The sequence below is a fragment of the Aminipila butyrica genome, assembly GCF_010669305.1.
In the GTDB taxonomy this organism is placed as follows: domain Bacteria; phylum Bacillota; class Clostridia; order Peptostreptococcales; family Anaerovoracaceae; genus Aminipila; species Aminipila butyrica.
In genome coordinates this window covers 1,249,212-1,275,535 of sequence record NZ_CP048649.1, presented here as the reverse complement: position 1 = coordinate 1,275,535, position 26,324 = coordinate 1,249,212, and the positions used below count along the sequence as shown (strand labels likewise).

The following is a 26,324-nucleotide window of genomic DNA, read 5'->3' as shown; positions in this document are numbered from 1 at the left end:
AACAGTGACATTTATTCTTCTTTTTCACCCTTCTCCCGGAATACAAACTTTAAAGATGTACCCTTAAATCCGTAGGAATCCCGTATCCTATTCTCCAGATATCTGGCATAAGAAAAGTGCATCAAGTCTCGCTTGTTAATCTGGAAGGAGAACAGCGGAGGCTTTACGCCTACCTGAGTAGCATAATAAATCTTTAAGTGCTTGCCCTTGTCCGATGGAGGCGGCTGAAGCATCGTAGCATCCGCAATAAGACTGTTCAGCTGACCCGTAGGAACCCGCATAGCTCTAGTCTCGGCAATGGTCTTAGCCATAGCCATCACGTTGTTTACCCGCTGGCCTGTCAGCACCGAAATAAATACTGCAGGCGCATAACTCATAAATGGCAGCTCCTGGATAATTTCCTTTTCATAGTTCTTCATGGTGTTGGTCTCCTTTTCAATCAGGTCCCATTTATTGACCACGACCATGATGCCTTTGCCCGCTTCGTGAGCCACGCCAGCAATTTTCTTATCCTGCTCGGTAATGCCTTCTACGGCATCAATCATCAGCATGCAGACGTCGCACCGTTCAATGGCTGCCACCGCCCGGATGACGCTGTACCGTTCAATATTTTCTGTAACCTTGCTTTTTCGACGAATTCCCGCCGTATCAATTAAAATAAATTCCTCTCCATCCCACTCAAAAGGTGTGTCGATGGAGTCTCTGGTCGTACCAGCAATGCTGGAGACGATAACGCGGTTTTCACCCACCAGCTTATTGATGATGGAGGATTTACCTACGTTAGGCTTACCGATCACCGCAATTTTGGTGATATCTTCGTCGTCAGTAAGGTCCCCTTCCGGGAAGTTCTCTACGATGCAATCCAGTACTTCTCCCAGGCCCAGCATGTTAGCCGAAGAGATAGCAAATACCTCTCCCAAACCCAACTCATAAAAGTCATAGAAGTGCTCTGGCAGATTCTGCGGATTATCAATCTTGTTCGCCACGACCAGTACCGGTTTTCCCGTCCGCCGGAGCATGCCGGCTACCTCTGTGTCCGCATGAGTCAATCCATCCTTACCATCTACCATGAAGAGAATAATGTCGGAGGTTTCCATGGCGATTTCCGCCTGTTCCCGCATCTGAGATAAAATCACATCGCTGGTATTGGGCTCAATACCGCCTGTATCAATAAGGGCAAAGTGCGTGCCGCACCATTCCGCTTCTGCATAAATTCGGTCTCTGGTCACTCCTGGTGTATCCTCTACGATGGAGACCCGACGGCCTACTACGCGGTTAAAAAATGTGGACTTTCCTACATTTGGCCTACCCACCACGGCCACTAACGGTTTACTCATTGAACAATCCTCCTGCAAATTCCGCCGGATTAAATGCTTTCAGGTCATCCATGCCTTCTCCTACCCCGATGAACTTCACCGGCAGGTCGAATTCATCCGCTATGGTTATAACAATGCCGCCTTTTGCTGTTCCATCCAGCTTCGTCAGCACAATTCCCGTAATATCTGTAATTTCACCGAATTCTCTGGCTTGAGATACGGCGTTCTTTCCTGTGGTGGCATCTAGCACCAGTAAAGTCTCTCTGGCTGCCTCCGGATATTCCCGGCTGACAACCTTATTCATCTTTTCCAGTTCTACCATCAGGTTTTTCTTGGTCTGAATACGTCCTGCGGTGTCGCAAATCAGGACGTCCGTCTTTTTAGCCTTGGCGGACTGAATGGCATCAAAGATGACTGCCGAAGGGTCCGCTCCCTCGTGGTGACTGATGACGTTCACGCCGGATCGCTGCCCCCACAGTTCCAACTGTTCTCCCGCAGCTGCCCGGAAGGTATCCGCTGCTGCCAGCAGCACCGTCTTACCCTCTTGGCGGAAACGGTTGGCCAGCTTGCCGATGGAGGTCGTCTTGCCTCCGCCGTTGACACCAATCATTAAGATGACCAGCGGTGTAGCCCCACAAATCTGGTGCTGGTCGCCTTTATCTACAAGGCCCTCCACAATGGCCGCGATACGGTCTTTCACCTGCTGCTCCGTGGTCAGACCTTGCTTGCGCACGTCCTCCCGAAGCTGGCCGATGATTTTCATGGTGGTTTCCATGCCAATGTCGGAAGTGATTAATACTTCTTCCAACTCCTCCAGCAGTTCTTCATCCACCGTCCGGCCCAGGAATACCTCTGAAATTTTTTCAGACAATTTCCCGAAAAATGACTTTTTGGGTTTATCAAATAGCATGTGCTTCTCCTTTTATGTGTTTATATAGCTTTCGCTTCTTCCTCCAGATCGATTCTGTCTCCTAGCTTTAACGACAAAACTCTGGAAATCCCTTGTTCCGGCATGGTCACTCCGTAAAGCACATCGGCATGCTCCATGGTGGCTTTCTGGTGGGTGACCAGTGCGAACTGGATGTTGTTGAAGTGTTTTAAATAGCCGGCAAATCGCTCAATATTAGCATCGTCCAAGGCCGCTTCCACTTCGTCCAGAATACAGAAAGGGGTCGGTTTTGCCTTCAGCACAGCAAACATCAGGGCGATGGCTGTCATCGTCTTCTCCCCGCCGGACATCAGGTTTAGGTTTTGTAACTTCTTGCCAGGAGGCTGGGCAATAATCTCAATGCCACAGTCTAAAGGCTTGGTTTCATCTTCCAGCCGGAGCATGGCCTGTCCTCCCCCAAAGAGTTCCTGGAATACCGCCTCGAAGTTTTCCACAATCAAATCAAAGCTTTCCTTGAATCGGCTGCGGATGGTCTTATCCATATCCTCAATAATCTGTTTCAAGGAATCCATCGCTCGGAGAATGTCTGCCCGCTGTTCGGAAAGGAATTCATACCGTTCCCGAACGGTCTCGTATTCCTTGATGGAACCGACATTCACCTCGCCGAGAGCCTTAATCCGGGTCTTTACCTCCCGGCTGATTTTTACAGCCTCGTTCATGTTAAATTCTTTTTTCTTAAAGTCAATAGCCTGTAAATAAGAAACCTCAAACTCATCCCACAGTTTATTCTTATAAGAATCCAACTGTGTCTCGTTCTTGGCCTCTTTGATATCCAACTCATATTTCTGAGACTGGCAGGCACTGATCGTCTCCTCCAGAGAATTCCGACTCGCCGTCTTTTCACTGAGTGCTCGGTTCAGTTGAGACCGCTCCTGTGTCAGCTCTTCAATATATTCTTCCAGCGAAGCTCTTGCTTCTTCCTTCTCTTTTAGCGAAACTCCATCGCTGCTTCCGTGGAGCAAAAGTTCCCTTTCTTCCAACAATTTTTCTAAGGCCGCCTGTCTGCCGGTCTGTTCCCGTCGAACCTCTTCCATGGACAGCTGAATCCGCTCCACCAGCGAATCCACACTGGCTTTCTCTCGTTCACAGGCAGTGGCTTCAATTCGGGCCTTGGTAATGCTCTCACTGCCAGTCTCCACTTGCTGACGGAATTGTTCCAAAGCAGCCACCTGCTCTTCGATAGCAGCCTCCTGCTCCTTCAGCCGGGCCTCTCCTTGTTGAAGCTCCTGACTAAGCTTAGCAATCATCTCGTCGGCAGAGGCTTCTTCACTGTGGATACTCTCCAGCTCCCGCTGCCGCTTACTGCCCCCTTCTTCTAAATTTCGCAGATTTCCCTCAAAGACGGAGATACGGTTTTCTGCTGACAGCAGTTCCATTTCTCCATCCCGATATTCCTTCTCCAGTTTTTGAAGTCGTTGACTATCTGTGGTTATACGCTGCTTGATGTCTGCCAGCTCTGCCAGCAGCCGCTTCCTCTCTGCATCGGTCTTGTCCAGCTTTTCCTGCAAGGCCGTCACTTCACCTTTCCGCTCCAGCAGATTAGCGGTGTTATTCCGATACGTACCTCCGGTGATGGCTCCCCCAGAATTGATGACGTCTCCCTCTAGTGTCACAAACCGCAGTCCTCCGGAAGCCTGCTTAGACAATTTAACGGCATTGGCCAAATCATCTACTACGGCTACCCGACCCAGCAGGTATTCCATTACTTTTCTATATTTATCGTCAAATTCGATACACTCTGTTCCCAGGCCTAAAAAGCCGCTGGCCTGACGCAAGCGGTTGTCTGCACTGGGTGTGCTGCTGCGGATGGACTGGAGCGGCAACAGGGTCAGCCGGCCGGCCTTGTTCTCTTTCAGAGAACGAATAATCGCTTGCGCATCCTGATCCGATTGGCAAACAATGTTCTGCATGGCTGCTCCCAGGGCAGTCTCCACCGCAATCTCAAATCCTGGTGGCACCTGAATTAAATCTGCCACCACCCCATGAACTCCTGAAAATCCGTTTTTCATTACGTACTTTACAGCAGAGTTGTACCCCTCATAATTACTCTCCATTTCTTCAATGGTCTTCTTACGGGCGGAAAGCTGACCCATAGAAAGGCGAAAATCTTCCGTCTTTCTGGTCAGCTCTTGCTCTCTCTGCCGATCCGCTTGATGGGCTTGCTTCAAGGCTGCTCCTTCGGCTCTCAACTGAACTAGTCTGTCTTTCAGCTGATCTCTTTCCTGGAGGGCTTCCCGCTGAATCTCCAACATGCCGTCGTTTTGATCATCTGCTGAATCCTGCTCTGACAGCAACTGCCCCTTTCGACGATCTAAAGCGCTTTTCAAACTCTCCAAACTGTGAATTTCGCTTTTCTTTTCACTCATATTCCCGTGAAGCTGAAATAAGTTATCTTTACCTCTGTCAATCTGAGCAGCCATGGCTGCCTGATCAGCGATTAGCCGGGCATATGTATCCGTCTTTTCTGCCAGCTGCTGATCTAATTGGGCCATTCTGCGGTCCATCTCCCCTTTAGTCTGGCTCAGTTCCTCCAGGTTACTCTGTTCCTTTTCCAGCTTCTGTGCCAAAGACGCCAATTCATCTTTCAGTCGAGCTTCCTCCTTTTCCATGGAGGCTCGTTTTTCCTCTTTCAACTTGCCTTCGTTGACCAACAGGTTAATTTCTTCCATGCTGCGAATCAGTTTATCTCTGGCCTCATTGTGGAGACGCTCCAACTCTTGACTTTTGGTCTGACTGTCTGACAAATCCCTATCCAGACGAATCCGTTCTTCTTTTAAGTCTTCTATGCGGCTGGTAAGCTGAGTAATGTCATCTTTCAAATATTCGTTTTTCAGCTCTAAGTTTTCTATGTTCTTTAAGGTAATATTAATTTCCAGTTCTTTGTAAGAATCCCGCAGTTCCAGATATTCCTTGGCCTTCCGGCTGTCTTCTTCCAACCCGCCGATACGGCCTTCGATTTCCCCTACGATGTCGTCAACCCGATCTAAATTTCCACTGGTGGCGTCCAGTTTTCGCTCTGCTTCAGCCTTTTTACTCCGGTATTTGACAATACCGGCAGCTTCCTCGAAAATTTCCCGGCGGCTTTCCGGCTTATTGCTGACGATATCAGCAATCTTACCCTGCCCGATGAGGGAATAGCCATCTACGCCGATGCCTGTATCCATAATCAGCTCCCGAATGTCCTTCAGCCGACAGGGGTTATTGTTGATATAATATTCACTCTCTCCGGAGCGGAAAACTCTTCTGGTGATGGCAACTTCACTATAGTCAATCGGCAGAATACCAGTGGAATTATCGATGACCAACACGACTTCAGCCATCCCTCGAGATTTACGACTGGCTGTTCCAGCGAAAATCACGTCTTCCATCTTCCCCCCCCTCAGGGTCTTCGGACTCTGCTCGCCCAATACCCAGCGCAGAGCGTCGCTGATATTGCTCTTGCCACTGCCGTTGGGGCCCACTATGCAAGTAATCCCATGGTTGAACTCGATGGAAACCGGTTCGGCAAAGGACTTAAAGCCATGCATATCTATCCTTTTAAAATACATTTATCCCCCCTGCTTTCTAAAGCATAGCGAGCAGCGTTCTGCTCCGCCTCTTTCTTACTCTTCCCCACACCGTTGCCCAAGGTTTTCCCCTCGACGAAAAGGGATACGTAAAAGGTCTTGTCGTGATCGGGCCCCTCCTGCTTGTCCACGCGGTAATGAATACGAATGTCTCCGTTGGTCTGCAAGAGTTCCTGTAACTCTGTCTTATAGTCCCGGGAGAGTTTTCCAGAAACGGCGTTTTCAATCGTCTCCTGAAAGGTCTGCAGAACAAACGCCTTGGCAGCTTCAAAGCCGCCGTCTAAAAAAATAGCGGCAATGACAGCTTCCATAGCATCTGCCAGAATGGAGTCCCGCTCTCTGCCGCCCATGTTTTCTTCCCCTCTGCCCATTCGCAGAAATTTACCCAATTCCAGCCGTCTGGCCTGCTTAGCTAAGGATTTTTCGCAGACGACGGAAGCCCGCAGCTTGGTCAACCGCCCTTCGCTGTCGCTGGTCAGCAGCTTGTACAACGCTTCACTGATAATCACATCGAAAACCGCATCCCCTAAAAATTCCAGCCGCTCATTATCCTTTCCGCACCGCTGTTCCTTTTCCTTGACAAAAGAACTATGGGTCAGAGCTTTTTCCAAGTAGTCCCCCTCTTGAAACTGGTACGCTATATTTTTTTGAAAGTCCATGTTATTCACTGATTTTTATCTCCTCAAGTTCCAATACAGAATCCAGTATGGTCTGAACCACATTCTGCTCAGCGTAAGGAATTCCCTTTAAAATAGTATTCTTAACGGCATTAGCATTGGAAGATCCGTGCATCTTCACGATAGGCCCCTTAACACCTAAAATGGGCGCACCGCCATACTCGGAGTAGTCAAATTCGCTTTTTAGCCCTTTGAACTTATCGTAAAGCAAAGCAGAACCCACCTTGGCGATTAATCCGGACGTCAGCTTTATCTTCAGCTGTTTTAAAAGCGACAGAGCCATGCCTTCTGTCAGCTTTAAAATCACGTTGCCCACAAATCCATCACAGACAACTACATCGCTGGCACCAAAAGGAACCTCTCTGGCCTCTACATTGCCGATAAAGTTTAGTCGGCTCTTAATCAGCAGTTCATGAGCGGCCCGGGTAACAGTCGTGCCTTTTGTCTCTTCTGCACCGATATTGACCAAACCAACCGTGGGATTCTTACGGCCCAGCACCTTTTCCATGTAAATGCTGCCCATGGTAGCAAACTCCAACAGGTTGTCCGGCTTACATTCCGAATTCGCCCCCGCATCTACCAGCAGGGAGGGTTGTCCACCCAAGATTGGGTATATACTGGCCATAGCGGGCCGGTCGATGCCCTGTATTCTGCCCAGAATAAACAGGCCTCCTGCCATCAGGGCTCCAGAATTGCCCGCAGATATGAACAGGTCACCCTTGCCTTCTTTAACCATAGTGATTCCCTTCACCAAGGAGGATTCTTTTTTTGTCCGCACGGCCTTTACTGGGGCATCGCAGTTGTCGATTACATCGCTGGCATGCTCGATGAGAATTTGCTTTTTATCATACTTATATTTTTTCAGCTCTGCCGCGATCTTTTTTTCATCTCCTATGATTACGATGGTATGGGTAATTTCCTTGGCAGCGTCCACCGCACCCTTGACAATTTCCAAAGGGGCGTGGTCGCCGCCCATTCCGTCCAATATGATCTTCATCTTTATTCCTCCGTTCATACGGTTTTTCTCATAGTGTTCATTCGTTCAATAACAAGAATGTCGATACCATGTAAGCTGCGTCGCAGCAGCATTCATGTTTTCCGCCTTACGGCAGTGCCGTAAGGTTGGTGCTCTGTTTTGCCATACCCCAATCCTTAAGAACCATTATACCATACCCTTCAATAATTGGCAGATTTGCCGTGTGGTAGGATATGATAAAATAATCCCTTTTTTGCAACAGGCTTCTAGTTTAATAAAGGGTGGGCATGGTGAAATAATCCCTTCATTTTAATTCTGCTATACACCAATAGTAGAGATTATTATACCATGCAAGCCATGTCGCAGCATGATTCAATGGTTCCCTCCTTACGGCAACGCCGCATCCCAATAATAGGAACCATTATACCATATTTTCTATATGAACAAAATATTATTTTGATATTTTACCCTATGCCGCAGGATTTATTTACGAGCTATTCCTCGATCTTTAAAATTGACACTTCGTAAGCAATGCGGCTGAGAATATTGCCGTCTCCGTCTCGCTTCTTGTATTCCCGGCTCTGAATCCGCCCGATGATGGCCAGCTTCGTGCCAACTTCTAGCCCACCGGCATAGGTAGCGTTCCGTCCCCAAGCGATGCAAGGTATGTAGTCGGACTTGTTATACATCCGATTGACGGCTAGCATGATGTCACAGAGTTCCCGTCCTAAAGGTGATGTCCGGCGGATAGGTGTCTTGCACAAAAATCCGTCCAAATAAATGTTGTTTTCGTCCTGATCCTCTTCCTCCTCAGTCTCCAGTCGGCTAATGCCTCTGGCGAAAACTACAATGTTCAGCTTACTCCTTCCCTCACACTCTTCGTTATAAGTGCGTACCTGGCCTTCTACTCGGATTCGGCAGCCAATGCTGAAACTGATATCCCAGATTAGCCGCTCTGAAACCACTACTTTGATTTCATCCCGATAGCCGCTTTTTCTGCCAATACCCATCTCAAACCAGTAGAAACTCTCTCCGTAGGATTTGTGGCTGAACTGCAAGTCTGTCAACACGGTCCCTTGAAGTAGCGCTTTATTGGTCTCACATCTGTTTTCATCTAATACCGTACCTTGAAGCTGAACATTCTCCATTTCTTTTTCCCCCTTATACTCCATGCAGCGCGAAGCTTTGCTACTTACATTCTATTAAAGGGGTCCATATTTATTCACAAAATTGCCTAGGGGAAAAAAAGAAGCTCCAGTTTATGGAAGCTTCTTAAAAAGACGAGCTGTCTCCTATTTATTATTTTGACGCAGCCTGCTATCCGCTGGTACATATAACTTGTCAGACAGCATCAAGATTCTTTTATGTACAGCTCTGCTGCTTGCAGCTGTTTCAGGTAATTTATAATATAACGTGAAATCTGATCCATTTTCTCCGTACCGCTAATCCTTATATGAAGAACATAGATTTCATTTATGTACAGGATAAACTTAATAAAAGCATCTACAATCCTCACGCTGGGCAGAGAAGTATACAGGCAGCACTTATCGGAATGGAGCTTTTCATAACCAAGTCCAACTTCTAGCTGAATAAAATTCAAGTCGTCGAGATAGCATTTATTCAGTCCAAATATGTACTTTCTATCCCCCTGTAGGATGATCTTTCGGACAATATCTGCCATACAAAAATAATCTATATTTTCTATACATTGTACCTCAATCTCCATTTTTTGCCTCTTTAGGCTGCCATTTCGCGAAAAAGCTTTCATAATGACTTGGGGCTTTTCCAATAACTCGTTATATAAAAGCTTTAACTCTTGAGTAGGAGAAATATTCAAGTCACTGCGCAAGGCCGCCTCAAACTTTTTATAGCAGTTAATGGCTTCACTTCGTTTGCCCAATCCAATATAGGCCTTCATCTGCCGCTGAACGACTTTTTCATTGTAAGGCTCAATACAGACTAATTCATTTAAAATCGTGACACATTCCTCAAAATTTTCATAAACCTCATATTTTTCAGCAATAGCATTTAATAAGGCCACATATTTATTTTGATAAACAATCCGCTCTAAAATAATTTTTTCATTAAATTCATCACAATTTCTTAAATAGATGCCTTCCAGAAAGTCTCCCCTGAACAGCTGCTTGCAGCTATACAGTTCTTCGATTGATGGATCGGCACCTCGGCTTTCAAAGGTCATGAGTTTTAGCAAATCGGATTCAAAATCATAATCATGGTTCAACTGGCAATAGTCTTTATTGGCTACAATAAATTCGTGACCGCTTTTATCTGCATGAATCACTTTCTTTATATTCCAAAGGTTGTAACGGAGGTTATATTTTGCCGCTTCTTCATCGCTGTCTGCCCACAGAAAGGATATCAGTCTTTCTCTGCTGACCCCTTTTTCCATGTGCAGCATCAAAAGGCTGATCAGCGCAATCCCCTTGTTGCTCAGTTTATGTTCTAAATTTTTTTCACCATACTTAAACTCTACCCTTCCCATCATATTCACCATCAGTTCAGTCATGACCATTCACTCCCAAGCATAATTCATTTGTATGATATAAAATACATCCCGATTTAATTGTCGTCTCCACTGCTACATCCTTTATCTTTTCCTGGGGTACGTTCATAATATCTTTGTTTAAAATCACAATATCCGCTACTTTGCCCACCTCTAAACTGCCCTTTGTCTTCTCTTCAAAAACGGCAAAAGCTCCATTGATGGTAAACATCCGAATCGCTTCCATCCGTTCTACTCGATGTTCCTTTACCGAGTGATTTACGGCAGAATGGATGCCTAGCGTCGGTCCAATGGGGGTCACATCACTTTCAGAACTTCCGCAGATGACAACACCGCTGTCAAGAATCTCTCGGAAAGGATTTGCTTCTTTATAGTGTTCACCAATTCTCACCTCATACATTTTACCTTTTCCGCCCCATAAGTGTTCATAGGTGGGCTGCATAGAAAACACGAGCCCTAGCTCTCTAGCTCTTAAAATCTGACTGTTATTGACCAGTTCCACATGCTCGAGCCGGTGCCGAAGCCCTGTATTGCCGGTAATGTTCAACGCATGCTCATGGGCCTTGATGGCTAGTTCAATCGCTCTGCCACCAATGACATGAAGCGAAGTCTGCAACCGGTTTTTATAACATTCTACTAAAAATTCATTTAAATCTTCTTGTGTAAAATACAGTTCCCCCATGTTATTGGGATCATCTGCATAAGGAAAGTAAAGGGCTGCATTTCTGGAGCCTAATGTTCCATCGATAAAGGGATTGGAACCCATTCGAGACAAGCGAAGCTCCTTAACTTTTTTAATATCTGACGTCTGGTAATATAAATTGACATCAATAGGGAATGTATCCCTATAATCATATATCAGTTCCGCATCCTTATTACAAAACAAAAAGCCGCCCTCCATGGTATCTATGGTAGTAATTCCGTGCTTAATGGCATTATCCAGCACGCCTTTCACCGCATCCAGCCGATAAGAATTGGATATGCTTCTTAAAATATTTTCTCTTAGGATGACATTAGCCTGCTGTTTAAAGATGCCCGTGGGCATGGCTTTGCTGTCAAGCTCAATTCCACCTATTGTGAAGGGAATCTTGTAATATAATATCCCATATGTATTTAACGCACTGATATGAAACTCGCTGCTGGTGACCCACACAGGAACATCATTGCAGAACTTATCCAATACCGTCCGGTCGGGGAAACACTTTTCTTTTAAATTATAGGGATACAATCCTTTTGCATGAATGGGCTGTTCGGGAGTTAATCTGGCCTGCTCTCGGATTAGGTCCCCAATATCATCAAAAGAAGCGGCTTTTGATAAATCTAAGCTCAATGAATTCAGTCCCGTTTGCACTAAATGAAAGTGGCTATCATAAAAACCGGGCAAAACGGTATTGCCATTTGCATCGATGCTGCGATCGATGCTGTCAAAGATCAGTTTATATTCCTCTCGATAACCCACTCCCGATATATTATTGTCGGTCACAGCTATCCAATCATAAACGTGATCATTAGCCACACATAAACATTTTCCATTTCTTATCAAAAGATCTGCATGCATCTTTTTCTCCTGCCTTCCCTCCCAGTATGACAAAGGGCTTTACTTCCATCCCGTTTCACCGCTGACATCCAATATTGGTATTGTAGCCTAATGCGGGAAGCAATTCAACGTCCCGCATTAAGCTGATTTTTTATGATACGGAATATTTTATTTCACCATTTACAATGGTCATTTCGACCTGAATATTTTTAATCTGAGATTCCGGTATGCGATAAATATCCCCGCTCAATACAACCATATCGGCATATTTCCCCACTGAAATAGTTCCTCTTTCGTTTTCCTGAAAGGCTGCATAAGCACCCTCTGCGGTAAAACTTTTTATGGTTTCATCAACTGTCAGGCAATTTTCTGGATGCCATGGGGGATCACTGTCGTTTTCAGGATTCTTCCCCGTCACGGCACAATAAATATTAGGAATGCTATCAAATTTCTCCACAGGACAGTCCGATCCTCCGCTTATATGAATATTTCGATCTGCATAGGCTCGCCAGTTGTAGCTTGTGTTTCCCAATTCTGTGCCGACTCTTTGATTAATAATTTGCCGGTCAGCCCTAATGAAAATTGGCTGCGCATAGATCAACAAGTTCAGTTTTTTTATCCGCTCAATCAAATCCAGGTCTGTAATCTGACAATGCACAATCCCATGCCTTGGGTCTATTCGAGGTGATTCAAGCATAACCTTCTCGAAGCTGTTGACAGCCATTTCTATCGCCGCATCACCAATACAGTGAATGGCAATCTGCATGCCATTTTCATGGCCCATCTTTATCATTTCAGTGAGCTTTTCCTGATCATACAATGGGACGCCCGATGTGCTGGGATCATCCCAATAGGGCTTTCTCAAGTGAGCGGTTCTGGCTCCCAGGGACCCATCATTCAGCAACTTTAAAGGCCCAATTTTGTAAAAACCAAATTCATAACCAGTCTTATAGCCTTTATCCAAAAATCCCTGGAGTTTTTCTGGTGTGCGCAGCAGGCACTGTTGATAAATTCGAATCGGCAGTCTTTCCTCGGATACCAGTTCCTTATACGCCCGGATGACCAAGTCCATGGTATCCCCTGTAAAGGTTTCAAAATCATCTGTCTGTATTGCCGTAATCCCTTTCGAGGCGGCATCCAAGCAGGCATCTTCGATTCGATCCTTAAGATCTTCTATGTCCGGTACACCCATACGATTCCAAATAATATTCTGGGCGCTTTCCCGCAAAATCCCGTTTGCTTTTCCATGTTTATCTACTTCTACAATTCCATTGGAAAGTATAGGTATATCTTTTTCCAGCCCCAGAACTTCTAAAGCTTTAGAGTTGACAACAGTCGCATGATAACAGGTTCTCGTAATGGCAACAGGAATATCTTCAGACACTTTATCCAGATCTGCCCTAGTAGGAAATACCGGCACATTCCAATCATCCTGATTCCAGCCGCAGCCTAAAAGCCATTCATCCCCTTGATCCTCTTCTTGTATCCCTGCTTTACACAAATCAACAACCTCTTCAATGGACTTGGCCTGAGACAACTCCACCTTGCGTTTGGTATTAGCATAGTAAATTAGATGTAAATGGCTGTCAGAGAACCCCGGCAAGGCAAATCTTCCGCCTAAATCAATCTTTTTAGTATGAGCCTTGGCCAGGGCGAGGATTTCCTCATCCTTTCCTGTTCTGGTGATAATTCCATTTTTAACCGCTACAGCCTCTATCTCCGGATTTATCTTATCCATTGTTTTAAATCTTCCGTTGTAAAAAATAGTGTCCATTTTAATCCCCCCGATGGTCTATTCTAAAGTAATATTTCTTCTAGAAAGTTGTATATTGTTTCTGATGTTTTAACAATTGAATCAATTGACGCATGTTCATTGCTCCCATGCAGGCCTTGACCAGCAGCCCCAAAGATTACAGCCGGTGCCTGGAGCCTTGACCCCAAATAGTTGAAATCACCGATGCTTTGTAAATAGCCTATGCTCATTTCCTGCCCGCAGACTTGTTCTGCAACGCGGATAAAGGTATCCACAAAGGTGTTGCTGCGTTCTACGGTATAAGGTAGAAATCCTTTGGAGCCTTCTGAGGGAGCCTCTCTGAAGTGAATTTGATATTGACAGGAAATATCAGCCCGCTTAATTGCCTTTTCGATTTCCTTATGTATGGAGCTTTCATTTTCATTGCGGACAATATGCCAAAAAAGTTTGATTGTTGCATAATCGGGAACACTGCACGCGCCTCCGTCGCTCTCCATCCCCACCACACATAAAGAACCCTTACCCAGCAGCTCATCCTGGAAATAGTGAACATCCTTTAATGCACTGACGACTTTTGCCGCATCTGTCGCTGCGTTAATGCCATGCTCTGGTATGGCCGCGTGAGCAGATTTGCCAAACAGTTCAATTTCTACCCCATATCCGCCTCTTGCCCCTAAACAAATTGCCGGAAAAGGCTTCTCCAGAAAGGCGGCACTTGGCTCTGCTATAATGGAGAAGTCTACATCCGCCAGCAGTCCATCTTCAATTAACGCATTGGTTCCAAGACCATAGGGGCCCTCTTCATCAGAAACCAAGGTCACAAGAATCTTCCCTTTGAAGCGCCGATGCCTTTCTGAAAATCGTTTTACAGCAAGCATAATCGCACTGCATCCTGATTTCATATCCAGGGCCCCTAACCCATAAATATCGCCATCTTTCACGGTTCCTTCAAAGGGGTTCTCGGTCCAGCCTTTACATAAACTCACGGTGTCCAAATGTCCGTTTAGACAGACGGTAGGCCCAGGCTGATTTCCTTGCTGAATTAATACCACATTTTTACCTTCAAATTTGGTGACCTTTTTATCCACGTATGTATGCAGATAGGACTCTAACTGATGATTATGGAACCAGCTATTTACAAAAGACATGATTTCCTCTTCTTGAAAGTAGGGACTTTCAATCGCAATCAGTGCTTTCATTAATTCAATTATTTCTTTTTCTAAAGTCTCATATGAATTGAGGTTTTCCTTTTTCATCGTTTATTTTTCTTCTCCCCCTTTCAGGAATGAGTCATTGTTTATATTTGCGTTCAGGAATGAGTCATATTTAACCGGGATGATTTTACCTCTCTTATAGACGATCACGCCAGCGATAAAGTAAATGGCCATCATCGGAGCTCCGATGTAGAACGTCAGACGGGTAGAAGGGCTTATGGCTGTAACAACCGCGATGAAAACCAAGAATAAAAGTCCTAATATAGTAGTCAGCGGATAAGCTTTTGATTTAAATTTTAAGTTTTCTACTTTTCCGCCATGATGAACCAACCATTTTCGGAAACAGTAATGAGAAAGCAAAATACCAAACCAGGTCAGCAGCGTATTAAAGCCTGCGATGGAGACAATCCAGACAAAAACCTTATCTGGGGATGCAAAGTTCGTGGCTAAAGAGATTAAGCCAATGGCCATGGTCATCAATATAGCTGGTGCCGGAATACCTCTGCTGTTGACTTTGCCGAAAACCTTTGGTGCCTTTCCCTCTTGTGAAAGAGCCATCAACATTCTGCTTGCCACATACACAACTGAATTGGTACAGGATGCCAGGGAGGTGAGGATAACAATGTTCATGGCCACGGCTGCTGCCTGGAAGCCAGCCAGTTTGAACACACCGGCATAGCCATTGTTCATGACACTTACCTGATCAAACGGCACAACCAAACTCATAATAGTTACCGAGCCTACGTAAAAAAGTACGATTCTGAAAAATACGGTTTTTATAGCAGCCGGCACATTTTTTTCTGGATTTTCTGTTTCTCCAGCAGCTATTGTGACCGTTTCTACACCTAGATAGGACCAAATAACACCCGCTGCCGTTAAAATGACGGCGGAAAAGCCAAATGGCATCAAGGTACCAGCATTCCAATTGGCAAACCCAATGAAGCCCTGTTTGCCCACCAGACCTACTACCATGAGTATACCAACAATAATAAAGATAATAATTGTCACAACTTTAATGCTGGCAAACCAGAATTCAGCTTCTCCATAAGCTTTCACCGTAATTAAATTTAATGCCAGAACAATTACGCCGATTACCACACACCAGACAAACGGCGGCACACTTGGGAAAAACTGCTGTAAGATAACCGCTCCACCTACCAGCTCCGCCCCAATAGAAATAGACGCATTAATCCAGACATTCCAGCCCACGGCGAAGCCAAATACTGGGTGCACGAATAGCCCTGCAAAGGTAGCATAGGCTCCCGACGTCGGTAAAAAGGTTGACATCTCTCCAACGCCATGCATAAGAACGTAAACTAAGATACCGATGATAAGATAAGCCAGGGGTCCGCCAAAAGCTCCAGCATTTTGTATATTGTAGCCAGATGTCAAAAACAATCCGGTTCCAATGGTTCCGCCAATTGCGATCATGTTTAGATGCCGCTTTTTGAGTCCTCGTTTTACTTGATTACTGTTTTCTTCACTCATTGCCGTCTTCCTTTCTTTTTCATTTCACACAGAACAACATCTTTGCCGGCTATATTCAGCTGTCTGCAACTTTAATTTTAGTCATCATAACATTCTGCCGTTTATATTATGGTTTAAATCCGGTTGGTTTGTTACAATTTATCGGTTTAATGTTTGGTATAAAAAAAGAAATAAAACGCACAGCTTGTACAAGTTAAAAGATTATTCTAAATATTTAGCTTTTTATTAGATTAATTTATATAAATGGTTTTGTCTAGATAAAAATGGTGTGCTTTATGGCCGCTGTTTCAGCAGCTCCAAAGCCCCCAACACCTCTACCAGTATCCCAATCTCCAGGCAAGCCTCTGCTGGATTTAAGTCACCACTGTGGAGAGTCTGTGGTATCGTCTGCCCCTCTTCCAGACAGCCCAGATGAAAATAAGCTGACTTTACGACCTGAGAAAAATAGGCAAAGTCATCGCTGCCCATGCTGGGCTGCTTTTGGAAACAGATGGCTTCCTGACCCAAAACCTTCGCTGCAGCTTGTGACAAAAGTTCCACCACCTGCCGATCATTGCTTAACGCCGGATAGCTGTCCTCAAATGTGACCAAGGCCCGAGCACCAAACCCCGCCGCTACCTGCTCCGACACCTCCTGTAGACGGGTTTTAAGGAATTCACGGTCATGCTGATCCAACGCTCGGATGATACCGGACAAAATAGTTTCTGGCGCGACGATGTTGTTCTTGCTGCCTCCCTGTATGCGCCCCACTGTTATGACTGCCGGGGTCACGGGCGGCAGGTTTCTGGTGATAATACTTTGAAGAGCCGTCACCACGCTGGCAGCGACCAAGATGGAGTCTACGCCCTTCTCTGGATGAGCGCCATGACAGCCCTTTCCTTGTACAGCAATCTGAAATTCCGTGGAAGCTGCATACATCTGCCCCCGGCAAAATTCCACTTTTCCCACCTCTAGCTCTGGCGCGATATGCAGACCAAGGACGGCATCCACTTGAGGTTCCTTCAGGCAGCCCGCCTGAATCATCGGCCAGGCGCCCCCTACGGTTTCCTCCGCCGGTTGAAAAAACAACTTAATATTACCGTTCAGCTCCTCTGCCATCTCCTTAAAAATCTTGGCACTCCCCAGCAGCACAGCCATATGGATATCATGTCCGCAGGCATGCATAATGCCAGGCTTTCTTGATTGAAAAGGCAGTCCCGTGCTTTCCTCTATGGGCAGGGCATCCATATCTGCCCGGATGCCCACCGTCACAAACGGCTGCTGCGGGTGAACTGCCCCTTGTCCCCGGATTAGCCCAACAACGCCATGACCGCCTATGCCAGTCTGGTGGATAATATCCCACCGATTCAGGGAGTCGCTGATTACCTTAGCGGTTTCTTCCTCTTGTTCCGACAATTCCGGGCAGGCGTGCAGCTTTCTCCTAATCTCGATGATTTCCCCTGCGATTTCATGTATGCGCAATCTTATGTCCATGGCTTTCCTCCACACTGTTCTATTTTTCATTCACTCATCATAATACCTTATAGGCAATAGAAATTTACAAATCTTCTATTTGTATTTTCTTTGCATCCCCTGTGCGTCTGAGGTATCACAACTTGCTGACATACTAATAATTGTCATCGCTGTAAGGAACTGGTGGAATCGTCTTGTCGTAAAAATGCCACCATTCCCCCTGGTAAGCAGTAAACCCTACCTGTTCCATGATATCCCGCAAGTATTCCGCATTCTTTCTAGCTTCTTCCGGTATGTCGGGGCAACTCAAGCTAGCCCTTTCAGAGAAATCGTCAAAAAGGCTGGGCATAATCAGTTCCTTTCCTTTTACATCTACCAGCGTAAGATCCACACACAGGCCATTCATATGGTTGGTCTTAAACTCTTTAATTTGCTTCATATCCGGAGGCCTGGCTACAAAGCGGTCATCGGGCAGGAAGCGCCAAAACGCCATCTGGGCCCGTATGGGGCGGTAGGCATCCCATACTTTGACCCGAAAGCCGTCCTGCCGAAAGCGGTTCTTGGCCTCAATCAGCAACCTGGCAGTATTCTCGTGAATATAGCACTGGTTGGAATAATAAATTTGCTGACCGGTGAAGTTGTCCCCTGTAGCGTATTTCAATTCGATGATGAAATCTTCATCCAGGTCCAGCAGCCGAACCAGCCCATTTTTTATCTCCATATTACGCGCCCTGTCTCCCTCACTCTTCATTTTATTATATAAATATATGGAAAAGGAGAATATGATATGAACATCATTGATATGCATTGTGACACCATCCTAGAATGTTACCGGGACCCGGCATATACGCTGGCATCCAATCCCGGTCACATCACCATCAAAAAACTGATTGACGGCCAGGCTTTGGCTCAGTTTTTTGCCATCTTTATCTCGCCCAAAGAAAAAGCAACCATGGATCCTTATGACATTTTCAATCAGGTCTATGAGACGTATCAATTCCAGCTGGCTTTAAATGCCCAACACCTATGTCCCGCAACCTGCTCCGCAGATATTCTAGTCAACGCCAAAGCGAATAAAATCTCTGCACTGCTGGCCATTGAAGACGGCGTGGTCTTGGGCGATCGGCTGGAACGAATCCAGGACGTCTTCGACAAAGGGGTACGGTTAATTACCTTGACCTGGAATTTTGAAAATGCCATCGGCTATCCGTCCAGTGACGATCCTGCCGAACATCAACGGGGATTGAAGCCTTTTGGGCTGGAAGTAGTCTCAGAAATGAATCGATTAGGTATGCTCATCGACGTGTCCCATCTGTCAGAGGGTGGCTTCTACGATGTGGCCAGGCACAGTCGAAAGCCTTTTGTGGCTTCACACTCCTGTGCCAGAGCTCTCTGCAACCACCGGCGGAACTTGACCGACGACCAGTTGAGGTTGCTCGGCCAGCAGGGAGGCTTAGTCGGTGTGAATTTCTGCTCGGCCTTCCTAGAAGCCGATTCCGAATACGCCACAATCCAACAGATTGTAAATCATGTTAAGCACATGGTAGATAAAGCTGGCATAGAATCCGTCGGCCTGGGCTCCGACTTTGACGGTATCGAATGTGGCTTGGAATTTGGCGATTACGCCGGTTACCCCAGTCTGCTGGAAGCTCTTTCTGGCCACTTTACCGACGATCAGGTGGAAAAAATAGCTAAAGATAATGCCTTTCGCATTCTGCGGGAAACAATAGGCTGATCCAGGCTTTTCAGGCCTCATACATAAAGCAGGATATACAAAAAGAAGGCGGTACGCTCAATAAAAGCATCGCCTTTTTTTGTATCAACGACTTTTGAAAATGGCCACGACCAAAGAAAGTGTCTGGGTAGCAGAGCCCAGAATCAGCAGGGCCATACAGCTGTAAAGGATGGCGACCCACTTCCACCGCTTCCCATGTCCTGGCAGAACCTTAAAATCTTTTTGTATCTCTATGGATCGCTCCTTTAACAGCTTATACAAGCGGTCCACCCCTACGGCAGAAACAACTCCCCAACGAAAGAAGGGCAGATAAAGCAACGGCTTCCGTTCTCCATCTCCATACAGGTAAATGCCTCGTTTTGTCAGATGGGCCCGCCGGATTTCAGTCAGCTCTACCCGCTTCTGTTTTCTCAGCAGCCGGTTGTGGTAAATGACCTCCTGTTCATCAAATTCCGTATAGAAAAACTTATAGCCGGTAAACGCCAGCAGGCACACGGCCAAATAGAATCCATACAAGACGATGGAGGCTCCCAAATTCATCAATTCCCCGTACCCGTTGATATTATAAAGAATTACCTCCATGAGCAGAAGAAATCGAAAAAGGACCAAGCAACCCAGCAGCAGAATGAAAACCTGCTTGGACAAAGCGGAATAATAGTATGTAATTTTTTCCATATAACCGGCCTCCTTCTTGGCTATTTAGGACAAGTATATGTAATCCACGGTCATAAAAGAAGAAAAACTTGGCTGCTTGCACAAAGTTTATTGCCGGCCTAGAGGCTTTAGCCCTGCTCTTTAGGTTTTCTTGGACATAGCATAATTTTTACATTCTAAAACTTTAAAATTCATCATATTTTTACATATTAAGGTTAAAGGAGGTTATTGATTATGATGAATTATATTTGGGCAGGCCTGGTAGCTATTTCCGTTGTTGCGGGTATCGCCACTGGAAATGTAAGCGCCGTGCAGGATGCCATGTTTTCATTTGCTAACACCGCTGTCGAGATTGTATTCGGTCTCATCGGCGTCATGGTTTTCTTTACCGGCCTGATGGCCGTCATGAGTGAAGCTGGTCTCTGCGAAAAACTTGGCCGTTTCTTAGCTCCCGTTATGAAGAAACTTTTTCCAGAAGTTCCGGCAGATCATCCAGCTATGAGCTCCATGGCTTTGTACTTTGCTGCAAATATCCTGGGTATCGGCAATGCTGCTACACCATTTGGCCTCAAAGCCATGGCCGATTTACAGACCCTAAACAAGACCAAGCACATTGCTACGGACGCCCAGTGTATGCTGTTGGCCATCGCCACCACCTCGATTACGATGATTCCTGTTATTGTTCTGGCTCTGCGCTCTGCGGTTCAAGTTGAAGGTACCGTAGAAATCGTCGGTCCTACTATTTTGGCTACCATCATCTCCACGGCTACTGGTATAACCGCCACCATTCTCTTAGGGAAACTCAAGCGGTATAAACTGTCCGCCATTATTGAAAAAGAGTTGGCCGCCGGAACGTTAGAGATTAACGAGAATTACATTGGCAGCGATCCAATCAAGCTGTAGGCTGTGAAACGTATGAAGGAGGTACCTATTTATGACAGCAGTATTAAATAACATTTCCCTCTATGCCATTCCCTTGCTCCTGCTGATTATTCCTGTTTATGCCCTGACCAAAGGCGTAAAGGTTTATTCCGTATTTACAGAAGGTGCCAAGGAAGGTCTAACCACAGCGGTCATGATCGTTCCTTATCTGGTCTGCATGCTGGCCGCTATCGGTATGTTCAGAGCCTCCGGGGCCATGGACTGGCTGGTAACTCTCATTGACCCCCTCACGAGCCTCATCGGTATGCCCGGCGAAGTGCTACCCATGGGCATCATGCGTTCCTTCTCCGGCGGGGCTGCCGAAGGAATGCTGAGCGAGCTGCTCTCCACCTACGGCACCCAGAGCCAAATTGGCCGGATTGCCTCCGTAGCCCTAGGCTCTGGTGAAACCACCTTTTACATCGTAGCCGTGTACTTCGGTGCTGTAGGCATCACCAATGTACGGCACTCCGTCCTGGCCGGCCTGTTAGGGGATACGGCATCTCTCATAGCCGCTACCATCATCGTAAACATTATGTGGTATTAATCTTGTGTGAGAAAAAATCGATTGTTCAAGAAATGAGGAATACGAGATGAACTATCCAAAACCTTTGCGAACCGGGGCTACGGTGGGTCTAATCTGTCCCAGCTCCCCCATATCGCCGGAGCGGGCAGCCCAATGCCGTGCTGTGATGGAGCAACTGGGCTTCCGCGTAAAAATGGCGGATAACCTAACCCACAATCAAGGAGGCTACATGGCCGGAGACGGCCAAACCCGCAGCAGCTGGATCAATCGCATGTTTGCCGATCCCGAAGTGGAAGCCATATTCTGCATCCGTGGGGGCTACGGAGGTATTCGAGCCTTGGAAAACTTGGACTTAGACTTGATTAAGGCCAATCCAAAGATCTTTGTGGGCTATAGCGACGTGACCAGTTTCCACCTGCTCTTTAATCAGCAGTGTGGACTGGTAACTTTCCACGGTCCCATGGTTTCCTCCAACCTAGTGGATGACCTAGATGAAGATTCTAAGTGCAGTCTCTTTCAAGCCCTGTGCACAGAAGAAGCTTACCAGTTTAAGAATCCGGCAGGCTGCCCCCTTCAAGTTCTGCAGAAGGGCCGAGGGGCTGGACCCTTGGTGGGCGGCAATCTCTCCCTGCTGTGTGCCTCATTGGCAACTCCTTACGAGGTAGATACCCGAGGGAAAATATTCTTTATAGAGGAAGTCGGTGAAACGGTCAGTCGCATGGACCGTCTGGTATACCAGCTGAAAAATGCCGGCAAGTTCCAGGACTGTGCTGGTATTCTTTTAGGTCAGTTTACCCAATGTCCAAATGAAAACATGCCGGACTACACCGAATTACAGCTCTTTCAAGAGGCCCTAGAAGGTATTGCCGTTCCGGTCTTATATAATATCCAAAGCGGTCATGGAAATCCCAACTTGACGTTGCCCTTAGGGGCTCATTGCACGGTGGATACTAGTTCAACATCCATTTGCTTTGATGTCCAGAAAACACTTTCCTGTAAAACAACAGCCCCTTCGCCGGGTGCTCTCACCTGAGCTATTTTCTGCTGAAAACAAAAGAGAAAGGTCGAACAGCTTTTTGTTCTTCCCTTTCTCTTTAATCTTTTCTTTATCATTATTTTATCGGCTTAATCTCCTGGGGTTCGATGAATTCCAGCGGATTCTCATCAATCCAGCCTAAAGCCTCCTTGGCACATTCCTTGTATCCGTCGTGATGCCCCAGCCTGGCTAGGGATCCTTCTCTCTGGGCCACCTGCTCAAAATCAGGAGCGAAAAGCTTATAAATCGCTGCCTGAAATTTTTCGTTCAGTCGAATGATTTCTACCACGGCCCCCTTGCCGTTTTTCATCAATACGTTCATGGTTCCATCGTCCAGGGTATCAATCTTCTCGATATTCTTATAATCTTTCATCTCTTCACATCCTTTCTTTTCTTAATTTTAACATAAATCCCCTGAGCCTTCAACTGCCAGCCGTCAGGAAAATAAGTTCTTTGCTTTAATGGCAACAAAAAAGTCTCCTTTAAAACAGGCTGACGTTTTAAAGGAGACTTTCATCGGCTTATATTTTACACTGCTTACCTGCCGGGTCCATGCGATACTTCTCATAATGAATCAACTGCCCCACCGGGACAATCTGAAAGCCCTGATCTTGTAAGCTTTTAAGCACTAACGGTAAGTATTCATCCACATGCTCCGCATTGTTATGAAAAAGGATGATGTCTCCAGACTTGACGTTTCTGGTAACCCGATCTACAATCTGCTCTGTGGATATGTCTTTCCAGTCTAAGCTGTCTACCGACCACTGAATGACCTTGTAACCCTCCTTTTCACAGGTCTGAATTACATGATTATCGTAAGCCCCGAAAGGCGGCCGAAACAGTGTCGTGCGCTTTCCTGTAATCTTTTCAATGACATCCGACGTTTCCTTCAGCTCACTGGCAATCTTTTCTTCTGTCAGGCCGGTCATGTCGGGATGAGTGGCAGAGTGATTGCCAATCTCATGGCCTCTCTTTTGAATTTCTGCTACATCCTGAGGGTATTTTTCCGCCCAGAATTTTACCAGAAAAAAAGTAGCCTTTACGTTAAATTTATCTAGATCATCTAAGATGCCGATGGTCCGTTCATCTCCCCAAGCCGCGTCAAAGCTGATGGCCACCTTCTTTTCAGTGGTCTCCACACTATAGATAGGCAATTTTCGGTCTTGGTTGACCACTGCCCCCACATCCACCGCCTGATAGACCCATATAGCTGCTGCCAGGCCCATGAGCACCGCCAGCACTCTAGAAAGCATTTTCATCTCCAGGTCCCTCCAATCCGCAAGATTCATACTATCATCTTATGCGGTGACCAGCCTGTTCATGCCTCCTATCTCTATCTGGAAAAGGCGCTCATCAGCTCTTCTGCCTTAGCCGTCAGCCTGCTCTGTACCAGCTGCCTGCTATTCTAAATCCAATCGCATTACTTCCGGATGACACTGAATCCCATATTGAGGACATGTCATGCAGTCGAATACTTGAGGGGCAGTCTCCGGCTCAATCGTTATAAAACCCTGTTTCCTAAAAAATTCTGGTGCTCGGGCTACTAGAAAGATGATTGTACCTCCCAGGCTTCGAACTTCTGACACAGCTTTTTCCAGCAAAATCTTGCCTAGCTTCAGCTTCCGGTATTCCGGTTCTACAGCGATGCCGTCTATGATGAATTCATCCTCATACTTGGCCAGAGTCAACCCGGCCACCAGCCGATCCTCCTGGTTGATAATCTGCCAGTTCTTCACTACCCCTTCCGGCATAGGCAAGTCGGGGTCCACCTCCAGGTCATTTTTTATATATAAGACTTTTAGTGCCTCGTAGTCCATCGTTTCCGATAGACGCATAGTATATTCGTCCATCTGCTTCTCCTTCTTCCTCTTTTTTTAAACTATCAGCAGCAGTCTGCATAAGCGGCTTTACTGCTCAGAAACCGGTCCGATAATAGTACCGCCGCCTATCACCAGATCTCCCTGGTAAAATACCGCTGCTTGGCCTGGGGTGATAGCCCGCTGTTTTTCGTCAAAGGCCACTCGCACTTGTCCGTTCTCTAAGGGATAAATAACCGCTGCCACTTCTTTCATGGAATACCGGGCTTTCACCGTCACCTCCATCGGCTCCTTGAGGGCCTCTATGGCAATCCAATTCACCTCGGATACCACCATGCCAGCGGAAAACAGTTCCTCATGACTGCCCAAGGTCACTGTATTCTCTGCTTTTTTCTTATCCAGCACGTACATTGGCTTGCCGAAGGTCTGTCCTAGACCCTTCCGCTGTCCCACCGTGTAATGAATCAGCCCTCGGTGTCTGCCAATCTTTCGGCCTGCCCGGTCGACGAAATCTCCCGTGGGGGAAGAAACCCCCATCACGCGCTCTAAAAAGCCTGCGTAGTCCCCATCCTGAACAAAACAGATGTCTTGGCTGTCTCGCTTCTGAGCGTTCACAAAACCTTCCCCCTCTGCGATAGTCCGAATTTCCTGCTTGGTCATCTTTCCCAAGGGGAACAGTGTCCGGGACAGCTCTTCCTGGGTCAAGGTGTACAGCACATAACTCTGATCCTTGCTTGAATCCGCTCCCTTTCTCAACAGATAGCGGCCGGTACTCGGATCTCTATCCACCTGGGCGTAATGGCCTGTAGCGATGTAATCAAAACCCAAAAACTTAGCGCGTTCCAACATCCGGCTAAACTTAATGTAACGGTTGCAGTCAATGCAGGGATTGGGGGTCTGTCCCTCTTCATAGCTGCGGGCAAACCGCTTCACCACATCCTCCATAAACCACTGGCTGTAGTTAAATACATAATGCCTGCACCCCAGCTTCATAGCCACATTTCTGGCATCCTGCACGTCCGATAGGGAACAGCACGTCTTTTCCTTGTCCAAAATACCGATATCTTCGTTGTCAAAGAGCTTCAGGGTGGCGCCGCTGACCTCATATCCCTGCTGCTGCAAAAGATAAACGGAAACCGAGCTGTCCACGCCGCCGCTCATGCCCACTAAAACCTTTGTCATATAATAGATTCTCCTGTTTACATAAAAGGGCAGAGTCTCTCCTCTGCCCCTAATCATTGTTTTTCAAATTACCAGAACGGCCCTTTCATGTCCTGATACCGAGTAGAAATTTTCAGCTTGCTCGGCAGAACCGTAAAGTGCAGCGGAAAGTTTTCACCCTTCTCACCGTCCACATCCGTGGAAACCTCCTGGGTGGATTCGATGGTTAAGTCGTTGGTCTTGAAGTAGATCACATTCTTATTTTCCTGATGGTTGCCCTGAAGAATGTTCACCAGCAGCGGTCCGAACTCCAAAATAGGCATTTCCTTAAAGAGCATCACATCCAGCAGGCCATCGTTAATCTCTGAGTTAGGGGATATTTTCTTAAAGCCTCCTGCTGACCGGCCATTCATGACCAGCATAAAATACATATTTTCTTCTCCTGAAAACTCGCCGCTGGTGAGTTTAACCGGAATCGGCCGCAAGTTGGTGACTTCTGTCAACCCTTTCAGGTAATAAGACAAAATGCCTAAGGTATTCTTCAAATTGGGATCCGTCTTCTGACTGACATCTACCAACATGCCCATGGCTGCTACATTGATGAAATATTTATCGTTGACCTTGCCCACATCGGCATAGGTATACTTTCCGCCTAAGGCAATATCCATCATCTCATTAATGTCGTGAGGCAAGTCGAAGTAATAAGCAAAGTCGTTTGCTGTTCCTGCCGGCATCACGGTCAGGGGGAGATCAATGTTGTTGCGCAGCATGGCGTTGACACAGATGTTGATGGTCCCGTCTCCTCCTGCTGCAATGACTTGATGAAACTGGCTTTGGTCCATAAAAGAAAAGACACTGTCCAGCTCTTCCCCTTGTCCGGCCCGCACTGGCTCCACAATGTAGCCGGCACTTTGAAACCTGCTGATAATCAAATCCAAGTTATTTTTAAACATGCCGTTTCCCGAATAGGGATTATAAAACAGCAATACTCTTTTTCTTGCCATCTCCTTGTTATTCATGTT

The 26,324-nt window shown here is 46.4% G+C and carries 23 protein-coding genes; 4 read left to right on the top strand and 19 right to left on the bottom strand.

Features of this window, described 5'->3' with window-relative positions; all coding sequences use genetic code 11:
• Nucleotides 1-11: 11 nt before the first annotated feature.
• The 13 genes from der to Ami103574_RS06115 all read right to left on the bottom strand — a co-directional run bounded on the left by der (nt 12) and on the right by Ami103574_RS06115 (nt 18,173).
• Nucleotides 12-1,337, bottom strand: a complete 1,326-nt coding sequence (gene der, locus Ami103574_RS06175; protein ID WP_163065799.1) for a ribosome biogenesis GTPase Der — start codon at nt 1,335-1,337, stop codon at nt 12-14.
• The gene (gene ftsY / locus Ami103574_RS06170) at nt 1,330-2,226 is read right to left on the bottom strand and encodes a signal recognition particle-docking protein FtsY (protein WP_163065798.1); all 897 of its coding nucleotides are present in this window, start codon (nt 2,224-2,226) and stop codon (nt 1,330-1,332) included. Before ftsY ends, der begins: the two co-directional genes overlap by 8 nt.
• 20 nt (nt 2,227-2,246) lie before the next feature.
• Nucleotides 2,247-5,813, bottom strand: a complete 3,567-nt coding sequence (gene smc / locus Ami103574_RS06165; protein WP_163065797.1) for a chromosome segregation protein SMC — start codon at nt 5,811-5,813, stop codon at nt 2,247-2,249.
• Nucleotides 5,795-6,490, bottom strand: coding sequence for a ribonuclease III (rnc, locus tag Ami103574_RS06160; RefSeq protein WP_163067936.1), 696 nt, complete (start codon nt 6,488-6,490; stop codon nt 5,795-5,797). Before rnc ends, smc begins: the two co-directional genes overlap by 19 nt.
• A 1-nt stretch (nt 6,491) precedes the next feature.
• Nucleotides 6,492-7,505 carry a phosphate acyltransferase PlsX gene (gene plsX / locus Ami103574_RS06155; RefSeq protein WP_163065796.1) on the bottom strand — a complete coding sequence of 338 codons (1,014 nt, stop codon included), beginning with the start codon at nt 7,503-7,505 and terminating at the stop codon, nt 6,492-6,494.
• Nucleotides 7,506-7,978: 473 nt separating this feature from the next.
• Entirely contained in the window at nt 7,979-8,632 is a 654-nt protein-coding gene (locus Ami103574_RS06150; protein ID WP_163065795.1) for a single-stranded DNA-binding protein, read from the bottom strand.
• 203 nt (nt 8,633-8,835) lie between these two features.
• The gene (locus tag Ami103574_RS06145) at nt 8,836-10,011 is read right to left on the bottom strand and encodes an AfsR/SARP family transcriptional regulator (RefSeq protein WP_163065794.1); all 1,176 of its coding nucleotides are present in this window, start codon (nt 10,009-10,011) and stop codon (nt 8,836-8,838) included.
• Nucleotides 10,004-11,566 (bottom strand): amidohydrolase, encoded by a 1,563-nt coding sequence (locus Ami103574_RS06140; protein ID WP_163065793.1) that lies wholly within the window; start codon nt 11,564-11,566, stop codon nt 10,004-10,006. Before Ami103574_RS06140 ends, Ami103574_RS06145 begins: the two co-directional genes overlap by 8 nt.
• Nucleotides 11,567-11,696: 130 nt before the next feature.
• Nucleotides 11,697-13,319, bottom strand: a complete 1,623-nt coding sequence (locus tag Ami103574_RS06135; RefSeq protein WP_163065792.1) for an amidohydrolase — start codon at nt 13,317-13,319, stop codon at nt 11,697-11,699.
• A gap of 23 nt (nt 13,320-13,342) precedes the next feature.
• The gene (locus Ami103574_RS06130) at nt 13,343-14,554 is read right to left on the bottom strand and encodes a M20 family metallopeptidase (RefSeq protein WP_163065791.1); all 1,212 of its coding nucleotides are present in this window, start codon (nt 14,552-14,554) and stop codon (nt 13,343-13,345) included.
• Nucleotides 14,555-14,557: 3 nt separating this feature from the next.
• Nucleotides 14,558-16,000, bottom strand: coding sequence for an amino acid permease (locus Ami103574_RS06125; RefSeq protein ID WP_163065790.1), 1,443 nt, complete (start codon nt 15,998-16,000; stop codon nt 14,558-14,560).
• A gap of 273 nt (nt 16,001-16,273) precedes the next feature.
• Nucleotides 16,274-17,473, bottom strand: coding sequence for a M20 metallopeptidase family protein (locus tag Ami103574_RS06120; protein WP_163065789.1), 1,200 nt, complete (start codon nt 17,471-17,473; stop codon nt 16,274-16,276).
• Nucleotides 17,474-17,606: 133 nt separating this feature from the next.
• Complete coding sequence (locus Ami103574_RS06115) at nt 17,607-18,173, bottom strand: M15 family metallopeptidase (RefSeq protein ID WP_163065788.1); 567 nt, start codon at nt 18,171-18,173, stop codon at nt 17,607-17,609.
• A 66-nt stretch (nt 18,174-18,239) separates the two neighbouring features.
• On the opposite strand from Ami103574_RS06115, the gene Ami103574_RS06110 reads away from it, so the two are divergent.
• The gene (locus tag Ami103574_RS06110) at nt 18,240-19,187 is read left to right on the top strand and encodes a dipeptidase (RefSeq protein WP_163065787.1); all 948 of its coding nucleotides are present in this window, start codon (nt 18,240-18,242) and stop codon (nt 19,185-19,187) included.
• An 84-nt stretch (nt 19,188-19,271) separates the two neighbouring features.
• On the opposite strand, the gene Ami103574_RS06105 is transcribed toward Ami103574_RS06110, so the two are convergent.
• Nucleotides 19,272-19,862 carry a hypothetical protein gene (locus tag Ami103574_RS06105; protein ID WP_163065786.1) on the bottom strand — a complete coding sequence of 197 codons (591 nt, stop codon included), beginning with the start codon at nt 19,860-19,862 and terminating at the stop codon, nt 19,272-19,274.
• A gap of 213 nt (nt 19,863-20,075) precedes the next feature.
• Between Ami103574_RS06105 and Ami103574_RS06100 the strand changes: the two genes are divergently transcribed.
• Genes Ami103574_RS06100 through Ami103574_RS06090 form a run of 3 tightly spaced genes read left to right on the top strand, consistent with a single transcriptional unit; the run spans nt 20,076 to nt 22,321 of the window.
• The gene (locus Ami103574_RS06100; RefSeq protein WP_163065785.1) at nt 20,076-20,744 is read left to right on the top strand and encodes a nucleoside recognition domain-containing protein; all 669 of its coding nucleotides are present in this window, start codon (nt 20,076-20,078) and stop codon (nt 20,742-20,744) included.
• A 31-nt stretch (nt 20,745-20,775) separates the two neighbouring features.
• Nucleotides 20,776-21,309, top strand: coding sequence for a spore maturation protein (locus Ami103574_RS06095; protein ID WP_163065784.1), 534 nt, complete (start codon nt 20,776-20,778; stop codon nt 21,307-21,309).
• A 46-nt stretch (nt 21,310-21,355) separates the two neighbouring features.
• Nucleotides 21,356-22,321, top strand: coding sequence for a S66 peptidase family protein (locus Ami103574_RS06090; RefSeq protein ID WP_163065783.1), 966 nt, complete (start codon nt 21,356-21,358; stop codon nt 22,319-22,321).
• 79 nt (nt 22,322-22,400) lie between these two features.
• On the opposite strand, the gene Ami103574_RS06085 is transcribed toward Ami103574_RS06090, so the two are convergent.
• The 5 genes from Ami103574_RS06085 to Ami103574_RS06065 all read right to left on the bottom strand — a co-directional run bounded on the left by Ami103574_RS06085 (nt 22,401) and on the right by Ami103574_RS06065 (nt 26,321).
• Nucleotides 22,401-22,697 (bottom strand): hypothetical protein, encoded by a 297-nt coding sequence (locus Ami103574_RS06085; RefSeq protein ID WP_163065782.1) that lies wholly within the window; start codon nt 22,695-22,697, stop codon nt 22,401-22,403.
• A 148-nt stretch (nt 22,698-22,845) separates the two neighbouring features.
• A complete protein-coding gene (locus Ami103574_RS06080) occupies nt 22,846-23,583 on the bottom strand; it encodes a polysaccharide deacetylase family protein (protein ID WP_246213206.1) in 738 nt (245 codons plus the stop codon).
• A 141-nt stretch (nt 23,584-23,724) separates the two neighbouring features.
• The gene (locus tag Ami103574_RS06075; RefSeq protein WP_163065780.1) at nt 23,725-24,174 is read right to left on the bottom strand and encodes a GNAT family N-acetyltransferase; all 450 of its coding nucleotides are present in this window, start codon (nt 24,172-24,174) and stop codon (nt 23,725-23,727) included.
• Between the two features lie 57 nt (nt 24,175-24,231).
• Complete coding sequence (gene mnmA, locus Ami103574_RS06070) at nt 24,232-25,323, bottom strand: tRNA 2-thiouridine(34) synthase MnmA (RefSeq protein WP_246213205.1); 1,092 nt, start codon at nt 25,321-25,323, stop codon at nt 24,232-24,234.
• A gap of 68 nt (nt 25,324-25,391) precedes the next feature.
• Nucleotides 25,392-26,321, bottom strand: coding sequence for a YegS/Rv2252/BmrU family lipid kinase (locus tag Ami103574_RS06065; RefSeq protein WP_163065778.1), 930 nt, complete (start codon nt 26,319-26,321; stop codon nt 25,392-25,394).
• Between the last annotated feature and the right edge of the window lie 3 nt (nt 26,322-26,324).